Origin of the sequence: Pedobacter foliorum (assembly GCF_013266735.1) — a bacterium.
In the GTDB taxonomy this organism is placed as follows: domain Bacteria; phylum Bacteroidota; class Bacteroidia; order Sphingobacteriales; family Sphingobacteriaceae; genus Pedobacter; species Pedobacter foliorum.
The window spans coordinates 640,889-661,884 of record NZ_JABSNU010000003.1 but is presented as its reverse complement, the minus strand read 5'-3'; the positions used below and the strand labels follow the sequence as shown (position 1 = coordinate 661,884).

Below are 20,996 nucleotides of genomic sequence, written 5' to 3'. Positions count from 1 at the left end.
GCGCAGAAACCGGCAGTATTTGTACTTGTATGATGAGCTGGCGATGTAATTTTGATGAGCGTAATCATACCAATTGTTCATTATAAGTAATTGCCTTTTCACCAGAAGGAAAAGTATAAGACTGATTAAATATAGTTATTTCCAATATCTGATTAGAACCATTTATAATCCGAACCTGATCAGCAGTAATTTTCACCTTTAATTGAACACCTCTAAATCCTATGCTAAAGGAAAAATAATTCCATGCTTTTGGTACAAAGGGATTGAATACTAATTGTCCATTACGAACCCTCATTCCTGCAAAGCCCTCTACAATACTCATCCAGGTACCTGCCATAGAAGTTATGTGCAATCCATCCTCGGTATCATTGTTATAATCATCCAAATCTAAACGTGCGGTACGCAGATAAAACTCATATGCTTTCTCTTCATCGTTAAGTTTTGCTGCCAAAATGCTATGTACACATGGCGACAATGAGCTTTCATGAACTGTTCGGCTTTCATAAAAATTGAAGTTTTTCCTTAGCGTTTCCAAGTCATAATCATCTTCAAAGAAGTACATTCCCTGTAGCACATCAGCCTGCTTAATATAACATGATCGTAATATCCTGTCCCAACTCCACTTTTGATTAAGAGGTCGGTCTTCCGCAGGTAAATCTTTAACCAATATCTGCTCCTTATCCATAAACCCATCTTGCTGAAGAAAAACATCTGCTTTGGCATCATAAGGATAATACATTTGATCGGCAACAGCAGTCCAATCGCTAAATTCTTTCTCTTCTTCCAATCTGGTCTTAGCTACTATTTTTTTGTATTCCTTAGGAGCAATCTGTTTTACAACAGATGAAGCTTCTATTGTATATCTTAAGCACCAAGCGGCTAGTTTATTTGTATACCAATTGTTATTAATGTTGTTTTCGTATTCATTAGGCCCTGTTACACCAAGCATTACGAATTTATTCTTATCAGCACTCCAGTTTACACGTTGTTTCCAGAAACGAGCAACCCCTATTAATACTTCTAATCCATATTGAGCAAGATAACTTTCATCCCCTGTATAACGGATATAATTGAAAATAGCAAAAGCTATTGCTCCATTCCTGTGGATTTCCTCAAACGTGATCTCCCATTCATTGTGGCATTCTTCACCATTCATAGTCACCATTGGATACAAAGCAGCACCATCAATAAAACCTAACTTTGCTCCATTTTCAATAGCCTTATCCAATTGTTTATAACGATAAACCAGCAAGTTCTTAGCCACCTCTTCTGGGGCAGTTGACAAATAAAAGGGAATGCAATATGCTTCTGTATCCCAATAAGTAGAACCTCCATATTTTTCGCCAGTAAAGCCTTTTGGACCAATATTCAATCTTGCATCCTTACCTGTATACGTTTGATTCAATTGAAAGATATTAAAGCGAATTGCTTGTTGAGCCGCCACGTCACCATTAATGATGATATCGCTTTCTTCCCATTTTACCGTCCAGGCTAACACCTGCTCTTTCAATAACTTGTAAAAACCTTTATTTACAGCTTTCCCAAGCTTTAATTCAGCAACTGCTAGCAATTGCCCCTTCTCATAATTTTGAGAAGAAAGCGTTGTCACTATTTTATAAATATTTACGGAATCTCCCTTTTTAATCTGAACATTAACTGTCCTGCCAACATATTTATCTTTAGTTACAACATCCAGACTCAATTCTTTACCATTGTAAAGTACAATCGACTTACCTGCGGTGCAAACATCAAACTCGGTTTTCTTGGTCCGTAAAACCAGGTAATCTGCATTACTATCTTGCTGTTGCTTTACTTCATTCCAAAATTTTTCATCATAATTTGCGTCCTGATTTTTCACGTCTCCATCAATAAAAGAAGTGATTGTGATTATTCCTTCAAAATTAACCGGACTAATGCAATAATGTAAAGCCGCTAATTCATCATCAGCAATACTACAGAACCTCATAGCTTCAACACGTACTACTTTCCCATTTTTTAGTTCAGCTGTAAAACTCCGACTTAATGTACCTTCCTTCATATTCAGTACCCGTTTAAAAGCAGATACTCTACAAACATTAAGATCAAGAACTTCATCATCAACTTTAATATCAAGGCCAATCCAATTCGCAGCATTTAGCACTTTAGCAAAGTACTCTGGGTAACCGTTCTTCCACCAACCTACACGGGTTTTATCTGGATAATAAACACCCGCCACATAATTACCTTGCAAGGTTTCTCCAGAGTAGGCTTCTTCAAAATTAGCACGTTGCCCCATACGGCCATTACCAATGCTGAACAAGCTTTCTGATATTTTATTTAGATGAGGATCAAAACCGTCCTCAATAATATTCCACTCATCTGCTTTTATATAATTCTTCATCTTTATTCTACTCTGATATACAACCTGTTGTTACTCTGGTTTACTTTTTATATTTATTAATTGTACAATGACAAGATTTCCTCAATTGTAATTGCTGAGAGATCTTTAATAACCAACTGTGCGCCTGGTAAATTTCCTGTTTCACCAACTCCTATAATCTTCATACCTGCTGCTATAGCTGCCTGTACACCTGCAATGGCATCTTCAAAAACAACGCAATCCTTATTTGCTACCTTAAGTAATTCGGCTCCTTTTACAAACACTTCCGGATCTGGCTTGGAGCTAGTTACTGCGTTACCATCTACAATAGCATCAAAAAAATCTACCAAGCCGGTACGCTCTAAAATGAGCGCCGAATTTTTACTGGCAGAACCCAATGCGGTTTTAACACCTTGTTCCTTCAAATCCTGTAATAGCTTTAACGAACCAGGTAAAACTTCGGCTATAGTCATTTTGCTAATCATAGCTACATACCATGAATTTTTTAAACTAGCCAGTTCTTCTCGCTCTGATTCAGATTTATCTAAGTTTCCCCATTTAAGAATCATATCAAGAGAACACATACGGTTTACTCCTTTCAACTGCTCATTTTGTGCATGGGTAAAATCAAATCCCAAAGAATTTGCCAATTGCTTCCAGGCCTTATAATGATATACTGCAGTGTCTACCAATACACCGTCCAGATCAAATATGCAGGCCATATTTTTGATAGTATTATTCATTTAATTTAATTCAAGTACCAACGTTGTTTTAGCAGGTACAGTAATAGATTTTATGTTATCGAGTCTTTCTTTAGTGATGACATTTGTTGCAGAAACTGCCTTTTCTATTCGTTCTGCAAATCGAGAGGTATTTAGGCTCTTTGCCTGATCATCTACATTTACAATCACCATAACCGTTTTACCACCTTCAGGTTGGTACCTGAAATAAGTATACATCCCGTTTTCTGGCACATACTGCATTAATTTACCTGTTTGTAAAGCAGTGTTACTTTTACGGTAGTTGGCAAGCGTTTTCACAAAATTGAAAGCCTCGTTTTCTTGTGCAGTCCTACCCGATTCAATAAACTTATCTGATTTGTCTGACGGCCATCCTCCAGGAAAATCAGAGCGTACCAAACCATCAGGATTAGAATAGTTTTTCATTAATATCTCTGTACCATAATACAATTGTGGTATACCACGCATGGTTAATAATAAGGCGATCCCAGATTTAAACTTGTCGATATCTTCATTTACCATAGAATAAAACCTACTCATATCATGGTTATCCATAAAAATGACATTACGGTCGGCATCCTGATAAAGAAAATCTTGCGCCAGGGTTGAATAAAGTCTAAAAATGCCATCTGTCCAGCCTGTTTTACCATTCAACGCCTCATAAATAGCATTTTTAATTACTGCGTCAGTTATACCTGGCAACTCTGTATCAAAACCACGGTTTACAGTGTTGCCCCCGGTAAAGAAGGCTTGAGCCGCAGCTGTATGAACCAAAGTTTCACCAAAGATGGAAAGTGTTGGGAACTCTGCTTTTATCTTTTGTGCCCAGTCTTTCATATAGTCAGGATCGTTGTAAGGATAAGTATCCAATCTCAACCCATCAATACCTGCATACTCTACCCACCAAATATGATTTTGAGTAATGTAGTTTTGTACAAACGGATTTCTCTGATTAAAATCAGGCATGGAAGGCACAAACCAACCATCTAGCATTTTCTTTTTATCAGCTTCAGATACATGAGGATCCATAACAGGTTCATCTCGATAGCTAGTTTGTGTGTATACCGGCCATTGATTTACCCAATCTTTCATTGGCATATCATTGTAAAACCAATGTCCTGTACCCATATGATTATGTACAATATCTTTTACAATCTTCAAGCCTTTTTGATGTGCTTTATCTACATAGGTCTTATAAAGGTCTAGAGTGCCATAACGCGGGTCGATCTTGTAGTGATCGGTTGCAGCGTAACCATGATATGAAACCAAAGGCATATCATTTTCTATTTCCGGAGTCATCCATATTGCTGTTACACCAAGATCTTTCAAATAATCCAACTTATTAATCAAGCCCTGGATATCACCACCGTGACGATAATACATAGAATCACGATTCAATTTGGTTTCTCGCATTCCCTTTATCACATCATTTTTAGGGTCACCATTTGCAAAGCGGTCAGGCATCAACAAATAAATTAGATCCTTACTGGTTACACCCTGAATACGGGAAGGGCCATTTTCTCTTTTCTTAAGTTCATACACATACTGCAATTTCTTTTTGTCCCCTTTTGTAAACGCAATAGGAAATTTACCTGGCTTCGTTTCAGCAGCAATTTCAAGATCAAGGAACAAGTAATTTGGATTTTCAACCTTGTTTACCTTTACCAATTTAACCCCTGGATAATTTAACTGCACATCCAAAGTAGCAATATCAGTTCCATGTACTAATAACTGTAACTTTGGGTTGTTCATCCCAACCCACCAAAACATTGGCTCTATACGCTCTAATTGCTGCGCTTGAGACCAATTGGCAAAAAGGGTAAAAAATAAGGCAATAAGTATCTTTCTCATTTTAAAATGGGTTACGTGTCAATTGTATTAAGAACTTCTTTTTTCAAGTGATATCATCCTGAGCTCATTGTATTTTAAGCTCAGGATGAAGACGCCTTTATGTCATTTTTATTCGAATCACATTACTTCGTATAGAAAATATAGTCACCGGTCAAATCGTTGAATAGGATTTTATAGGTCCCTGCCTTCACAATCAGGTTACTTCCATCTCTAACGCCTTTACCATATTTACCTTCTTTATTTGTTGGAGCAGAACCCCAGTTCACATCCCAACCTGAAGCAATTCTGAATTTCAGCTCCGTATCGGCAGCGAATATTTGGGTAATCATCCAGATATGTGGATTAAATGCCGTTTTGCTCATTGCAGTAATATCACCCCAACCATTAAAATTCCCAATAATTCCGATAGAAGGATATACTGTTGCTCCAGTGGTACTGTAAGGAGTGATAGAGAAAGTCATAGCATTTATATTGATCTTTACTGTATAAAATCCCGCAGTTGTTACTTTATAAGTTCCCGGATCAGGGTCAGATCCTTTAGCTTTGAGAGATACACCGTTGCTACCATTATTGCCATATTGGGTATCCCAACTGCCAACAACAGTAATAAATTTAAAGTCGCCGGCATTTAAATATCCAGTATAGATATATGACCCTCTGTCGGTCTCATCACGATACATATAAGTTGGATTGCCGTTGTCCCAACCAAATTCAGAAGCATCACCAACCATATATAGGTTTACATCTCTTAAAATGGAAACGTCATTTGTATAATCAGAGAATTTAGTGAAAGTACCAGAAGTAGCCTCAACACTCCACTTTAATTTAGCAATAGCTGACTGATCCGCTAAGCCCGCAGCAGTAAGCGCAGCATCAAAATCTTTATAGCTTACAGATAAGTTAGAATCCAATCCACTATTGTTTGATGTAAATTCGAACAATGGTGTAGTAAAACTTCCATCAGGTTTTATGAATTTCACCTTATAAGTTACGCTTGCACCAGCTTTTCCTGCAAAAGATTTCTGCCATTTAAAGTTTAATGACTGTGCAGTTAAAATCGGATTGATGGTAATTACGTCCGCACTTGAAACCGGCCCATACAATATAAAGTTAGATACACCATCACCAAATCTGGTTATAGAAATATTAAAGGTATCTCCATTTACTTTTATCGAACCATTGTCGGCAATTACTCGCCATATCAATTCAGCTTTAGCACCATCGGCAATGCCTTTGGCTTTTAAAGCATCATCCAGTTGCTTTTGCGTTAAAGTTAGCTTAGTCGCGTTACCACCATTATCCGACGGGAATTCAACAATAGGCTGCTCAATTGAACCTGTTTTTAAAGCGGCAACAAATTTATAAGTTGGTGCGGTATTTACCCCTGGTTTAGCAGCCGACCAAGTGATTGTTATTGCTTTATTCGGGGTGGCCGAATTTAAGACCAGCATGGTATTGTTAGCTGGAGCTGTTACCGCAAAAGCACCTAGTGCCTCACCCTTCGATGCTTCGTCAAACGTTGTTTTTTTACACCCACATGCAATTATTCCAAATGCCAGAAGTGTATATAATATTTTGTATTTCATCGCCTTAAGATTAATTGAACACTGTATAAATCACTTCTGTAACAGGACCATTGGCAGGTATATCCAGGCCATTAGCATCTTTTACCGTACCTGTAAACTGGTAGGTAAACTTGCTCAATTTGGTTCCTGCAGGTAGTGTAATCACTCTTCCAGGTATAAAAGATGAGGAGAACAGAATAGTTGATTCCTTTACTATAGCAATACCTTGTTTTGAACCAACGACATTACCAGCTGCATCATAAAAGCTAAGTGATACTTTTATATTGGCCATTCTTTGCAGGTTTATATCGGTAGCCAGATTCTGATGAAAATATACCGTCGCCATATCCGTATAATCCAGTTTTGCAGGAAATAGTCTGAATTGTGAAGCAGTAAATACTAAGGGATCAAACTTAAATGGCTTATAATCGGGGGTTTGTTTCGAACCGTCCTTAGCTTTACCTAAAAACCCGAAGTTAATGAGCTCAGCAGGACTCTGACCAAACAATGTTGTTGCGGTAAACTTAAATGTAAATATATTGGTAGCTGTCTTAGTCATCTTCGCATCCTCCGATGAACTACCCCACTGTCCGTTGGTAGTAGCATCTTTACCACCGCCCACGCCATCATTAGAAAAGGCCCATATGTAAACATCATTGGTTCCTGCCAATGGTGTACCGGTAACATCCAATGTTATGGTTACTTCATCCTCAGAGGTAAATGTTGCCGGACTAAAAGTAACCTTTCCCTGTCCTGACGCCCACATTGCACCAAAACTGCATATAATTAGTAATAATATTTTTTTCATGATCAGGTTACTTTTTAGTGAATTCATACTGATAAGAAAGAATTACTTTCCCATTCAATTTTTTATCTTTTTTGATAATCAACTTGCCTGACTTAAGGCTTACATAGGAACCTATGCTTAGACTATTAGTTACTTCCCCATTCTTTAAAGAAATGATAGACGGTGCTTTTGCATCATCTACAGTCCAGCTACCTGAAGTTAACTCTGCTATTTGAGGTGAATTACCCGAATTGATGGTAAATGTAGAAGGATTCCCTTCCGCATCACCCTGAAATGCAAGTACTAGATCAGTATAAGGATATACAGCAGTAATGTCTAACTGTTTATAAGGGAAACCCTTTGTATTAGCATCCTGGTCAATTTGTGTCACTTTAGTTAATCCCCATGTACCCTGAATAGATTTAACAACATTTTGGGGTTCGCCAATCGGGGCAAACTTTTCAGGCTTGCAGCTCCATATCGATAGAATACAGATGGCGAATAGAATATATTGAATACGTTTCATACGTTTATCTTTTAAAATTTAGATTAAAAACAATTGCCTTCTGGATTGCGTTGAAAACTTGTGTTAGTTGCCATCTCTCCTTGAGGAAACTGAAGGACAAATCCTGGGCAGTTCCAAACTGAACCTCTTTTATCAACATTTTCTCCTCTGGCACCAATCCTTTTAATCTCTGATATTCTATTGCCTTCTCCAGCCATTTCGATACTGTGCTCAAAACGGGCATTTGTTTTTATCAATGCAGCACTTGAGTTTGAAGGAATACTTTTTGTACCTGCATACGCCCTATTCAAAATGTCATTAACATCCTTAATAGCTACATCCAGATTGGCGTTATTTTCGGCAGCTGCCTCGGCTCTGATTAGCTTCATTTCAGTAAGATGAATCACCGGCACATTAAATCTATCACTGTTGTATTTGGTTATAACAATATTGCCAGGATATTTCACAGCGTTAAACCATGTTTTTCGTACATCTGAAGAGGTATTTACAGAAGCATAAAAAGCTGATGTAAATTTCATAGTAGGTAGACTAATATCTGATCTAAACTGAGTACGTAATTCTCCTCCTGCTTCATAAGCTCCCCTGGTACTTATAATTTGAAAAATACTTTCTGCTGATCCAGCCTCGGAAAACCGAAGTGAATAAGTTGCATCCAATGTAAACTTTTTGCTTTCAATCACCTGATTGGCATAAGCATAGGCATTGTTAAAATCGTTCATTTGAAAATAAACTTTAGCTAATAGGGCTTTAGCAGCCCACTTGGTTGCATAGCCACCATTAACCTCTGGTAGTTTAATTTCAGCGGCTTTCAAATCTTCTATGATCAAATCATAAACTTGCTTTACTGTGGCTCTAACACCGGCATTAATAGCTGTATTTAATCTTAAAGGAACACCTAGATGACTATTATCAGAACTAAAGCCATACGGCTGCGCAAACAACTTTACTAATTCAAAATGAGAAAGGGCTCGAATAAATTTAGCCTGTCCTTCAAGATTATCGCGCATCGTAGTTGCCTTATCAAGATTCTCCAAAACAGTATTGGCTCTAAAAATAGCTTGATACATATCTTGGTACATATCATTTTTGTAAGCACCAAACACTGATGTTTTACGGCCATAAATTTCACCGAAATCACCATTAAACAATATGCCTTCTAATTGATCAGCCAACATTTCATTAATAGCCTGAATCTTACCCCCAAACATATTTCCTCCACCAACAATTTGGTATGCTGAATTCATTACAGACTTCACTCCTGCCTCATCGGCCAACGCCACTTCTTTAGGAATTGATTCGGGAGGGGGGGCTTCTAAAAATTTCTTACAGCCAGTCCCAGTCCCTGCCAGTACAGATAGTACAATCACCGATTTTAAAATATTTTTATAATTGATTTTCATCTTCTTAGCTTTTATAGTTCATAATTAAAATGAAGTTGACAACCCAAATGTCAGGCTCTTTTGCTGTGGGGTTGTTAAATAAGTAACATTCGGACTTAAATTCCTGTCCTGTGGATTCTCAAAATCTCTTGCTATTTCTGGATCGCCCCCTGGGTATTTACTAAAGGTAAGTAGGTTCATGCCTGAGGCAAATACCTTCAGATTTTGGAGCCTCAATTTATTTGCAAAGCTAACAGGAAGGTTATATGACAATGTTACTTCTCTTAAGCGAACAAATGTTGCATCATATAAAAACATAGTCGAGTTGTACTGCCATTCACTTGAAAGACCAGAATAAGTATTAGTATTCATCGTTAGTCTTGGAAATCTGGCAATATCACCTGGCTTTTGCCAGCGATCAGAAATATCCGATCTTATATTCCAATCTGTAACAATCCCTAACTGGCGTTTTGCAGATCCATCGTACAAATTACCTCCAATGGCGAAAGTAAACAAGGTATTTAATTCAAATCCTTTATAGCTAAAGGTATTGGTTAAACCACCAACATAATCAGGTAGAATCTTTCCAGCAGGCACTCTATTATCCAATGAAAATGTTTTTGTTTCATAACCATCTTTATCTAACCAAATAGGTAAGCCATCAGCCGGATCAACCCCTTTAAAGCGTACAAGAAAGTTCACACCAATAGGATACCCGATTGCAATCCGGGTATCATTGGTACCACCACCTACAGCATCTGGAGTTAGTGCACCCAAACTTAATACCTCATTCCGATTTTTAGAGATATTTAACCTGGTTATCCATTTAAAACTATCCGATTTAATATTAACAGTATTTAAGCTAAGTTCAACTCCTTCATTCAGGATTTCACCAACGTTAACGTAGCCATTTGGGAAACCTGTAGATGGTGAAACTCCACCGTTAAGCAAAGCCCCCGTTGTTTTTTTATTGTAATAAGAAATTTCTCCACTGATCCGGTTATTAAACAAACCAAAGTCAAGACCTAAATCATAATTACGACCTTCTTCCCATTTCAGATCAGGGTTAGCCACATTGGTTGGAAATAAAACAGGATTTCCATTGTAGCTATCTTTAAATTGAAACTGTGGATAATATTGGCCAGGCGGGAAGTTTGCACTACCAACAAGCCCATAACTTGTTCTAAGTTTCAAATTACTAATAACTTTATTACCCTTCAAAAAGTCTTCTTCACTGATATACCAGGATGCAGAAGCTGCAGGGAATGTCCCAAACTTATTATTTGGGCCAAACTTAGATGAACCATCCTGTCTAACTAAAACCTGTAAGTAATATTTGTTATCGTAAGCATAATTAATACGGGCAAATAATGATCTGAAAGTGTCCTTATTAGAACCTGCATAATAAATTAGCGCATTATTAGCTGCTAAATTGGCTACTGCTTTGTTATAACTTTCTTTGTCTTTTGAAAACGGCCCATTTGCATCTCCGCTAATTCCGTTTGTAAATAGGTTTCGGTATGAGTTCTGAGTTTCTGCACCAACGAGAAAATTTAGTTTGTTCTTCTCGGTTAACTGCAAATCATAATTCGCAGTTGCAGTCAAAGTATTATTAAATACCTTAACGGGATATGAATTTGCATTTCCGATGGTAGAATTTCTAAGAGAAGCTGGAGTAAAAATATCATCTTTAATATCCATATTATCGATATTACCAATCAGCTTTACACTTAAATTCTTAACAGGTTTAAATTCCAAAGTTAAACCTGCCAGTGTTCTCTGATTTTTTGTTTTCCAATCTAACAGGTCAACATTTCTTACAGGATTTGCACCTCCACTGAAATAAGTCCCATCTGCGTTATATACAGGATAAATTGGCAAAGCAGTTGACATGGCATCTCCAAGTCCTCCCCCCCAAGCAGCATTTACCCGGGTATTTGTTCCTTTATCATAACCTATGTTTACGCTTGCTCCAAAATAAGATGTAGGCTTTACGTCTATGTTTGTTCTGAAGCCATACCTCTCATAAGAATTTCCCCTCAAGAAACTTTCGTTATTACTGTAGTTTGCAGAAACATAAGTCTTCAGCTTTTCCGTTCCTTGCGTAAAAGACGCGCTTTGATCGTTGCTCCGTCCAGTTTGTGTTAATAAGTCCCACCAATCAGTATTATTTTGTTCTGCCTGCGCCCAGCTTAAACCACCTGGCAAAGGAGCCAAGCCTGTATTGCCGTCATTTGTCCAAGCCTCCTGACGCAATTGCAACCACTCAGGGCCATTCACAAATTCAGGACGATTTGCATAAGTACTTAAACCGTATTTTGTAGATAAATTTATAGTTGGTCTGCCTAATTTCCCTCTTTTCGTGGTAATTAAGATAACCCCATTAGCGCCACGTGAGCCATATATACCGGCTGCCCCAGCATCTTTCAAAATCTCTACGGATTCAATATCATTAGGATTGATAGTTGCCAGAGGATTTTGGTTCATCGCGCCACGATTACCTCCAATAAATGGATCCGCTGTAACCGGAATACCGTCTACTACATAAAGGGGATCTCCTCCAGCACTAATTGAACCAATACCGCGAATCCTGATAACAGAACCGCTTCCGGCTAACCCACTACCTTGAGTTACCTGCACACCAGGAGCCTGTCCTTGTAAGCTAGCCTCAAAACTAGGTGTTGGAATAGATGTCAACTTGTCTCCTGTTATCTTAGAGATGGAACCGGTTACCTCACGTCTGGTTTGGGTGCCATAACCAACAACAACCACTTCATTTAGACTTTGGTTATCCGGTTTCAAGCTAAAATTAGCTACAGTGTTACCGTTAATCCTCACAGATTCTTGTTTGGGCTGATATCCGATATAGCTGATCAACAAGAGTACTTCTCCGTTGTTTAATCCTACAATTTTGTAGGTACCATCGGTACTTGTAAGTGTGCTCTTATTTGAACTTTTAATCTGTACAGAGGCTCCTGGCAAGGGCAGTCCGGCTTCATCGAGTACTTTTCCAACCAGCGAACCGGTCTGGGCTTTTGCCCCAAGTGCTGCTAAAACCAAAAGCACCAAAAGGTAATGCTTTTTTAGGTAAAATACTTTCATATTTAAACTCGTTTTTATGGTGTAATATTTGGTTAACATTAAGTGTATGTAACACTTATGGTAAATTTAGCGCGAACAATGACAATTCAAAATTTTATATCATATTTTTTTTTGACGCCATATTTTATACTTCAAAACATCAAAAAAAGGCAAATAAATTTGCAAGTCGATTTTTCAAAAAACCAAATAAAAAACACATAAGTAACTTAAAATAAGGTTATTAAAAAACAAAATCAATAAAACAAGTGTATAAAATACACTTATCACTTTTCTCTCGGTTTTTCGGGAACGATCCCGGGAACGTTCCCGACACTTTTGAAGTATTTTGTAAAACTTACTAAGCAAGGGAAGAGAAATTCTGCGTGAAATCAGAAAATCATCAGAATTATTTTTCAAAACCGACTATTTTTAACCACTAGAAAAGACCTATTTTTACCTGCTAAAATTATTGATTTTCTATATCAATGATTCCCAAAAAAAATAAGTATTAAAACTAAAAAAACTTAGGATAAAAGGTGTTGTTAGAGAGGAAGAAATCAACACTCTTAACTTGTTTCAGTAGAACGTCTTTTAATCAGCTTTGAGTTCAACACAATCTGTTCATTAGGATCCACTGATTCTGGTGATTCGAGCATTTTAAATAAAAGATTCGCAGCTTCCATACCAATTTTAGTTGCAGGCTGAGTAATTGTTGTTAAAGATGGATTTAACAAGGGCGCAATTTCCAAACTTGAAAAGCCGATAACCTTTAATTGCTCAGGCACAGCTATGTTTAAATCATAACAAGCGTAATAAGTAGCAAAAGCCAATCTTTCTACAGAGGTAAATACTCCATCTGGCTTTAGCTCGGCTAGCATCTGCTTTAAGATCACATTATTTTTATTATAGCTATTTGTACAATCTATCACATAACGATCATCATATGGAATATTATATTTCAAAAGTGCATCAATATATCCCTGCATCCTGAATTTACCAATAGACAAGTTCTTGTTGATTACAAGGTAAGCAATTTGTTTACACCCTTGCTTAATAAGGTGCTGGGTAGCCGCAAAGCTACTGTCATAGTCATTCGTGATTACCCTTGGTGTGATGATATCCTCATAAACCCTATCAAAGAAGACCAAAGGGAGTCGTTTCTGGGTCAATTCATTCAGATAATTATGATCATTTGCTTCTCCAGATACAGACATAATGATCCCATCAGCTCTCCCATTATGCAAATGCCTAATAAAAGAGACTTCTTTCTCGTATACATCATCTGTAGCATAAATCAATATATGATACCCTTTATCACGGGCAATCCGTTCTATACCATGTATGGCTTGAGAAAAGAAGTTATTAGCTAACTCTGGAACAATCACCGCAATAGTTTTACTGCGCTGCTCTCTTAAATTACTTGCGTAATGATTGGGCTGATAATTCAGTTCTTTAGCCATCGCCAATATACGCTCCTTAGTTTCTTTATTAATGTCGCTATTATCTCTAAAAGCTCTTGAAACTGTTGACGTTGATAAATTTAGTGCCTTAGCTAATTGCTTAATATTAACGTTATCCATCCAATTTTAATGATTTATATAGAATCACTAATCCACAGTAAATATAGACGAAAATCCAAACTCATAGCATTAACGTAATTAAATAATATAGCGATTACACCATGTTTGCATATTTATGGTACATTAGCTAAATATCACAGGGATATATATTCTATTTAAGAAGAGGGAGATAATTCATGGCTAAGAAAGTCAAGTTCACTAATGCCAATAAATCTGCATTTTATGCCACAGTACGCTCAAGAGTTGATACCTACTTCACAGAAAATGAACTTTCTACCTTTGCCAATGGACAAATGTGGTTTAAAACATGTTTCTTTCTATCTGGTCTTTTAGCTACATATCTATTAATACTTCTAGGCAATTTAAGCCTACCTGTTATGCTTTTGCTGGCCATTCTATTGGGGATGTTTGGAGCTTTTGTTGGTTTTAATGTTTGTCATGATGCAATACACAAGGCATTTTCACGCTATCAACCAATTAATAAAATATTCAGTTTCGTGTTTAACCTGATCGGCGCCAGTCCTTATGTTTGGAATATCTGTCATAATATAGTGCACCATACCTATACCAATATTGCAGGCCATGATGAAGATATAGATGTTGCTCCTGGCTTAATTCGTTTCTCAGATTCTGAAACTGTTAACAAAGTTCAACGCTACCAACACTTTTATGCTTTTATACTTTATAGCTTTGCTATGCTATCATGGGTATTTAGAAAAGATTATAAAAAATTCTTCCAGAAGAAAATTGGCGAGCATGTTTTAACCCATCCAAAAATCGAATACTTTAAGCTTTTTTTCTACAAAGGAATCTACTATTTTCTGTTTATAGTGCTTCCTTTGATGATAATTGATATCACATGGTGGCAGTTTCTAATTGGTTTCTTAGTGATGCAATTTTCGCAAGGACTCGTACTAGGTCTTGTTTTTCAATTGGCACATGTGGTAGAGGGTACCAGCTTCCCAAATCCCGATAGTTATGGAAATATAGAAGAGGCCTGGGCAGAGCATCAAATGAGAACAACAGCTAATTTTGCGATTGACAGTAAACTAACAGGTTTCCTATGTGGTGGATTAAACCGACAAATAGAACATCACCTATTTCCCAAAATATGTCATATTCACTATCCTGCTATCGGTGGAATAGTTAAGGAGACCGCAGCAGAGTTTGGTCTTCCCTATATTGAGAGTTCTACTTTTGGAGCTGCTTTGGTATCCCATTATAAGACACTTCGCAAACTAGGAAAAGAAACCTATGCTGAGAATAAATACATTAATAAGTCTTCGTGCTTGTTTACCAGAAAAGTTTCTGCAGCTTACTTATAGCTGCTTTAATCAAGTACAAAAAATAAAATACGAGGGGAATAACTAATCATTCAATAAGTATTGCTTTGCAATGGCTTTAAATTCGGCAATCTGAAGATCTATCCAATTTCTATCCTTGTTCAACTCTTCTGCCATTATTTCTGCTATTGCAGGGGCAAGCAACAAGGCTAAACGAGTATCTAGAAATAAAAGCCGCATTCTTCTTGCAAGTATATCTTCTATATTCATCACCAGCTCATTTCTAATCATCCAGATGATTTCCGCTTTAACATACTCAAAATCTGGATGAAGCCTCTCTTTTAAAGCTGGCTCAATTTTCATTAAGTTAATTATTCCGACAGCATCTGCCCCATATAAACTCAAACTACCGGATTGTATTTCTGAAGTATAGCCATGAATCTTAATATTCTGAGTGTTACATTTCTTTTCAATCAATTTACCTAATGATATAGCCCTATCTACCACATCCATTGCCATCCTACGATAAGTGGTCCATTTACCCCCGGTAATGGTAATCAAACCCGATTTGCTAACTATAAGTTTATGGCTTCTGGAAATTTCCTTAGTACTACCGGTGTCTTTATCAGGTGCTGCCAATGGTCTTAATCCGGCAAAAGTTGCCAGAACATCAGATCTTGATGGCGATTTAACAAGGTATTTACCTGCAGTACCTAATATAAAATCAATCTCTTGATCTAGTGGTTTAGGTTCCAGACTATGCTCATCAAGTGGTGTATCAGTAGTTCCCACAAGAACTTTTCCATGCCATGGAACGGCAAACAATACACGCCCATCAGAAGTTTTAGGGATCATTAACGCGCTGTTACCTTGCAAAAACGAATGGTCAAGCACCACATGCGCACCTTGACTAGGCCTCACAATTGGTCGGCAAGTTGGGGTATCCATTTTTAAAATATCATCTACAAATACACCCGTAGCATTAACTACAACTTTTGCCTTTAAAACATACGACTGCCCGCTTTCCAAATCCTGAACAGTAACCCCATTCACTGAATTCTGTTCTTTTGTTAAGCCGGTTACTTTCATATAGTTTAGGGTCACGCCACCATATTCAGAAGCGGTCTGAGCCAAATTCAAAGCCAGCCTGGCATCATCAAACTGACCATCACTATAACTAATACCTCCTATTAACCCATCGATCTTTAACCCTGGAATTGCTTTTAAAACCTTATCCACTGATAGAAAAGATGATTTTTTAAACCCACTTTTCCCAGCCAATAGATCATAAAACTTTAATCCTATCAAATATTTATATTTCGAAAACCAAGAATAGCATGGTATTATAAAATCCTGATCTTTCACTAAATGAGCAGCATTCTTTAAAAGCAAGCCGCGCTCATGCAATGCCTCATAAACCAATCCAATATCTCCCTGAGCTAAATATCTAACACCCCCATGTACAAGTTTAGTACTTCTGCTTGATGTTCCTTTCGCAAAATCAGACTGTTCCAAAAGCAATGTACTATATCCTCGGGATGCAGCATCTACTGCGGTCCCTAATCCTGTAGCGCCACCACCTATAATGATAATATCCCAATCCTGCTGTTTCTCAATACGCTCAATAAATACCGCCCTGTTAAATATCATTTCGATTGTTTTTATATAAGCCATCAATATTTCGTAAACTTTCGTTTAAAACAGAAAGGACAACAAAACGAAACTAAACATAATTATTTTACTATGAAAACAAAATGATTTTTTACTTTTACAAATCCTAGCGAAAGACCCCTAATGATAAACATTGTAGAAAGACACCAGCATATTCTAAACAAAATTCAAGTAAACGGATCACTTGATGTTCATAGTTTATGCAAAGAACTAGATGTTTCCTCTGTTACAATCCGTAAGGATTTGAAACTTCTTGAAGATAAAAATCTTTTATACAGAACTCATGGTGGCGCAACATTAAATAATCCATATACTGTTGATAAACCTGTAAATGAAAAAGAGCTACTACAATCGGCAGAGAAAACAAGGATAGGAATTCTTGCTTCAGAGCTAATTGAAGACAATGACTCAATCATAATAGCTTCTGGCACAACTGTTCTGGCTTTGGCCAGATACATAAAACCAAAAGGCTCATTAACTGTAATCACATCCGCTTTAAATGTTGCTCTTGAGCTTGTTCAGAATTCAAACATAGAAGTGATACAGCTAGGTGGCCTATTGAGAAAAAGCTCATCGTCTGTTACCGGCCCCTATTCCGACAATGTACTAACCAATATTTTTTGCAGCAAACTATTCCTAGGCGTAGATGGAATCGATCTAGAATTCGGACTTACCACAACCAATGCTCTTGAAGCTCATTTAAACCGCCAAATGATAGCGTCTTCGCAAAAAATAATTGTCCTTGCAGATTCTACGAAATTTGGCAAGCGAGGCTTCGGAAGAATATGTGGTATGGAAGAAGTTGATCATATAATTACCGATAGTGGAATTTCAGAACATACAATTAAATCTTTGGAAGGTATGGGAATTAAAATATCTATAATTTAAATGACCTAATTTAAAGTTCACAATAGATTAATATAGCTGATGTACATTTACTATATACATCAGCCCTATGAACAGCGTTTTCAAATTCTTTATCCCGCACGACAAAAAATTTCAGCCACTCTTTGAGCAATCTGGTAAAAATCTAATTACTATTTCAGAAACGCTTTTACTCGCCCTCAGCACGAACGATGTGGACACCCGCAATAAGCACATTAAAAAAATTGAACAGCTAGAGCGAAATGGGAATAAAATCAGACATGCCGCATTTCTAGGACTAAGTAAGAGTATGATCACACCTTTTAGCAGAGCGGATATACACACTCTAGTTAGTGCGCTTTATGATATTTCTGACTACATCCGAGCTGCTGCAATAAGTATCGAAATGTACAATATTATGCAACTTGATAAAACAATGATCAAGCTGGCAAAGCTACTAATAGAAATGTGCAGAGATCTGGATAGTGCCCTTAAAGAATTAAGGAATCTTAAAAATAAAAGCATTATATCCGATGTTTGTTTAAGAATATACAAAGGTGAAAGCAAGGCTGATCAATTATGTAATCTCGCCGTAGCCGGGCTCTTTAAAACTGAAGCTAACCCTATAGAACTCATCAAGCAAAAGGAATTACTACAAACACTCGAAATGGCTACAGACAGGTGTGATGACGCTGCTAATGCACTTGAAGCTATTCTTGTGAAAAATTCTTAATTATCTAAAAAAATAATACTCGAGCTATTGCATATCTAAACATTATTACTTTACTTTGAATCACAAAGTACTTTTATGAAAGAGAAAGAAATCTATACCGAACTAAGCTCTATCAGACATCTGATGGAACGTTCTGCTAAATTCATTTCCTTAAGTGGTTTATCAGGGATTCTGGCGGGTATTTATGCGCTAATAGGTGCCGCATTAGGTTACTATCTCGTGTATGGCCCCTATGGTGGTTTGCAATACCGTAATTATTATATTTCTGAGCAAGAAGTACTTTGGAAGCTATTTCTTATTGCCATTGTAGTTTTGATACTATCATTAGCTACATGCATTGTCCTTACTATAAGAAAAGCGAAAAAGAAAAACCAAAATGTCTGGAATCCAAGCAGCAAAAAATTACTTACCAGTGTTTCTATACCATTATTAACTGGAGGCATTTTTATACTTATCCTTCTACTTAGAGGATACTATGGTGTAATTGCTCCGGCATCCTTAATATTTTATGGCCTTTCGTTAGTAGCAGGCAGCACCTATACTTATACTGATGTTAAGTGGTTAGGCATTCTCGAGATTATACTAGGCTTGTTTGCTACCTTAGTGCCCGGTTACGGAATTGTCTTTTGGACTATCGGATTCGGAATACTACATATTGTTTACGGTACTATCATGCATTTTAAATACGACAGGTGAAATTAGTGTTAGATCATTTTGACAAAGCATTTGAGAACCGGATTCGCCTACAGATTATGAGCGTACTGGTTGCTAATGAGAATTACGACTTTAATTCCCTTAAAGAATTATTGGAAGTAACTGATGGTAACCTTGCGTCCCATTTAAAAGCTCTGGAGAAAGAAGATTACATTATCATTTACAAATCTTTTCAGGGGAAAAAACCAAATACCACTTATGCTGCTTCAGAAAAAGGGAGAGCTGCTTTTATTAAGCATCTTCAGGCTCTCGAAAATTTAATTAAACAACAAAAAATATAATTTTTTTTATCTATTTACTTTGAAAATAAAAGTACTTTTAAAATAACAAAACCATGGACACACTACAAATACCACAACAGAAATCAGCCTTTAGTCAACTCTTAGACTCGGTTGGCGCAAAACTCTTTCTAATCGGAGTCCTTACCTTGCTCCTACTTATTCCTTCTTCTTGGATTCAAATGCTCATTTCTGAAAGAGAAACCCGCCAAGATGAAGCAACAGCTGAAATCGCAGAAAAATGGTCACGCACACAATTAATAGAGAGTCCAGTAATGCAATTGCCTTACAAAACAATGGTTAAAACAATTGATGCAAATGCAAAAATCACTTATAAAGAGCAATTATCAACTATCTATGTGCTTCCTGAAGATTTAATAATCAACAGCCAGGTTAATCCTGAAATCCTACACAGAGGCATATTTGATGCCGTTGTTTATAATACCACACTTAAGATTAGCGGTAAGTTTAGTGAGCTCGAACTAAAGAAATCGGGTATCAATCCCGAAATGATATTATGGGACAAGGTCAAGGTGGTAGCGGGCTTAAGTGACTTTAAGGGGTTAAAGAATAACCCTTCTATAAAACTAGCTAACTTACAGTACACCGCTGAACCTGACTTTGCTACTGAAAACCTTTTTGTCAACAGTCTGGCAGTGCAAGCCAACCTAAGCACAACTAAAAGTTCAGCAATAACTTTTAACTATGACATAAACCTGAGAGGAAGTGGCGAACTTAACTTCCTGCATCTTGGAAAAAGTACATCAGTAGATATAGCGGGAAATTGGGAAAATCCAAGCTTTACCGGAAACTACTTACCAGAAAAACGCAACATCACACAAAAGCAATTTACCGGCAATTGGAAAATGTCAAACTTCAACCGCCCATTTCCGCAGCAATGGGAAGGAAAAAGTAATGCATTTACTCCTCAGAATATAGAAAAAGCCACATTTGGAGTTAAATTCCTTCTGCCTGTTGATCAGTATCAAAAAACGATGCGTTCAGCTAAATACTCCATCTTAATCATCCTATTAAGTTTCATATCTCTATTTTTTATAGAGCTACTAAATAAAATCAAGGTCAACTTACTTCAATATGTACTAATAGGTGCTGCTATGATTATATACTACACCCTACTATTATCTTTTACAGAGCAGATAGGTTTTGCTTTTGCTTACCTAATAGCCTCAATTGCTACAATTATCTTAGTCAGTTCTTTTATAGGGGCATTTCTAAGAAACAAAAAAGCCGCACTCGTTTTTGCTGCTATACTTAGCATTTTTTATGGGTTCATTTATGTAATCATTCAATTACAAGACATGGCTCTTCTTTTTGGAAGTATCGGATTATTCATTACAGTAGCTTGCCTAATGTATTTCTCAGTTAAAATCAACTGGAATAAGCCAGAGCCAACCCAAATTTAGCAATCAATACGCTTCTCAATATATGAGGGTGTCCAAAAAAGGTATTGTCGTCGTCCTGAATTTATTTCAGGATCTTGTTTAAGCAGGTTTGAATAGCACTTGCGAGATCCTGAAATAAATTCAGGACGACGGTGAGCAGAATTAAATAGTAAAAAACCTTT

At 37.0% G+C, this 20,996-nt stretch carries 16 protein-coding genes; 6 read left to right on the top strand and 10 right to left on the bottom strand.

Going from position 1 to position 20,996, the window contains the following annotated elements:
• Window positions 1-64 precede the first annotated feature (64 nt).
• From HQN83_RS09640 to HQN83_RS09600, 9 genes are all read right to left on the bottom strand, one after another.
• Window positions 65-2,380: a glycoside hydrolase family 65 protein gene (locus tag HQN83_RS09640; protein ID WP_173090115.1), complete on the bottom strand. Its 2,316-nt coding sequence runs from the start codon at window positions 2,378-2,380 to the stop codon at window positions 65-67.
• Between the two features lie 56 nt (window positions 2,381-2,436).
• Window positions 2,437-3,102 carry a beta-phosphoglucomutase gene (gene pgmB / locus HQN83_RS09635; RefSeq protein ID WP_173090114.1) on the bottom strand — a complete coding sequence of 222 codons (666 nt, stop codon included), beginning with the start codon at window positions 3,100-3,102 and terminating at the stop codon, window positions 2,437-2,439.
• Window positions 3,103-4,950 carry a glycoside hydrolase family 13 protein gene (locus HQN83_RS09630; RefSeq protein WP_173090113.1) on the bottom strand — a complete coding sequence of 616 codons (1,848 nt, stop codon included), beginning with the start codon at window positions 4,948-4,950 and terminating at the stop codon, window positions 3,103-3,105. It lies immediately after the preceding gene.
• A 122-nt stretch (window positions 4,951-5,072) separates the two neighbouring features.
• On the bottom strand, window positions 5,073-6,536 hold the full coding sequence (locus tag HQN83_RS09625) for a SusE domain-containing protein (RefSeq protein ID WP_173090112.1): 1,464 nt from the start codon (window positions 6,534-6,536) through the stop codon (window positions 5,073-5,075).
• A 10-nt stretch (window positions 6,537-6,546) separates the two neighbouring features.
• Window positions 6,547-7,323, bottom strand: a complete 777-nt coding sequence (locus HQN83_RS09620) for a hypothetical protein (RefSeq protein WP_173090111.1) — start codon at window positions 7,321-7,323, stop codon at window positions 6,547-6,549.
• A 7-nt stretch (window positions 7,324-7,330) separates the two neighbouring features.
• Entirely contained in the window at window positions 7,331-7,828 is a 498-nt protein-coding gene (locus HQN83_RS09615; protein WP_173090110.1) for a DUF5004 domain-containing protein, read from the bottom strand.
• Window positions 7,829-7,851: 23 nt separating this feature from the next.
• Window positions 7,852-9,228, bottom strand: a complete 1,377-nt coding sequence (locus HQN83_RS09610; protein ID WP_173090109.1) for a RagB/SusD family nutrient uptake outer membrane protein — start codon at window positions 9,226-9,228, stop codon at window positions 7,852-7,854.
• Between the two features lie 24 nt (window positions 9,229-9,252).
• Window positions 9,253-12,309: a SusC/RagA family TonB-linked outer membrane protein gene (locus HQN83_RS09605; RefSeq protein ID WP_173090108.1), complete on the bottom strand. Its 3,057-nt coding sequence runs from the start codon at window positions 12,307-12,309 to the stop codon at window positions 9,253-9,255.
• Between the two features lie 545 nt (window positions 12,310-12,854).
• On the bottom strand, window positions 12,855-13,868 hold the full coding sequence (locus HQN83_RS09600) for a LacI family DNA-binding transcriptional regulator (RefSeq protein ID WP_173090107.1): 1,014 nt from the start codon (window positions 13,866-13,868) through the stop codon (window positions 12,855-12,857).
• Window positions 13,869-14,044: 176 nt separating this feature from the next.
• Between HQN83_RS09600 and HQN83_RS09595 the strand changes: the two genes are divergently transcribed.
• Window positions 14,045-15,193: a fatty acid desaturase family protein gene (locus HQN83_RS09595; RefSeq protein ID WP_173090106.1), complete on the top strand. Its 1,149-nt coding sequence runs from the start codon at window positions 14,045-14,047 to the stop codon at window positions 15,191-15,193.
• Between the two features lie 42 nt (window positions 15,194-15,235).
• Here HQN83_RS09595 and HQN83_RS09590 read toward each other — a convergent pair whose 3' ends face one another.
• Complete coding sequence (locus HQN83_RS09590) at window positions 15,236-16,801, bottom strand: glycerol-3-phosphate dehydrogenase/oxidase (RefSeq protein WP_173090105.1); 1,566 nt, start codon at window positions 16,799-16,801, stop codon at window positions 15,236-15,238.
• A 144-nt stretch (window positions 16,802-16,945) separates the two neighbouring features.
• Between HQN83_RS09590 and HQN83_RS09585 the strand changes: the two genes are divergently transcribed.
• The 5 genes from HQN83_RS09585 to creD all read left to right on the top strand — a co-directional run bounded on the left by HQN83_RS09585 (window position 16,946) and on the right by creD (window position 20,835).
• Window positions 16,946-17,710 carry a DeoR/GlpR family DNA-binding transcription regulator gene (locus tag HQN83_RS09585; protein ID WP_173090104.1) on the top strand — a complete coding sequence of 255 codons (765 nt, stop codon included), beginning with the start codon at window positions 16,946-16,948 and terminating at the stop codon, window positions 17,708-17,710.
• Between the two features lie 67 nt (window positions 17,711-17,777).
• Window positions 17,778-18,419 (top strand): DUF47 domain-containing protein, encoded by a 642-nt coding sequence (locus tag HQN83_RS09580; RefSeq protein WP_173090103.1) that lies wholly within the window; start codon window positions 17,778-17,780, stop codon window positions 18,417-18,419.
• A gap of 75 nt (window positions 18,420-18,494) precedes the next feature.
• Window positions 18,495-19,115: a hypothetical protein gene (locus HQN83_RS09575; RefSeq protein WP_173090102.1), complete on the top strand. Its 621-nt coding sequence runs from the start codon at window positions 18,495-18,497 to the stop codon at window positions 19,113-19,115.
• Window positions 19,112-19,414, top strand: coding sequence for a winged helix-turn-helix domain-containing protein (locus HQN83_RS09570; protein WP_173090101.1), 303 nt, complete (start codon window positions 19,112-19,114; stop codon window positions 19,412-19,414). The genes HQN83_RS09575 and HQN83_RS09570 overlap by 4 nt, the downstream gene beginning before the upstream one ends.
• Window positions 19,415-19,467: 53 nt before the next feature.
• A complete protein-coding gene (gene creD, locus HQN83_RS09565) occupies window positions 19,468-20,835 on the top strand; it encodes a cell envelope integrity protein CreD (protein ID WP_173090100.1) in 1,368 nt (455 codons plus the stop codon).
• Window positions 20,836-20,996 lie beyond the last annotated feature (161 nt).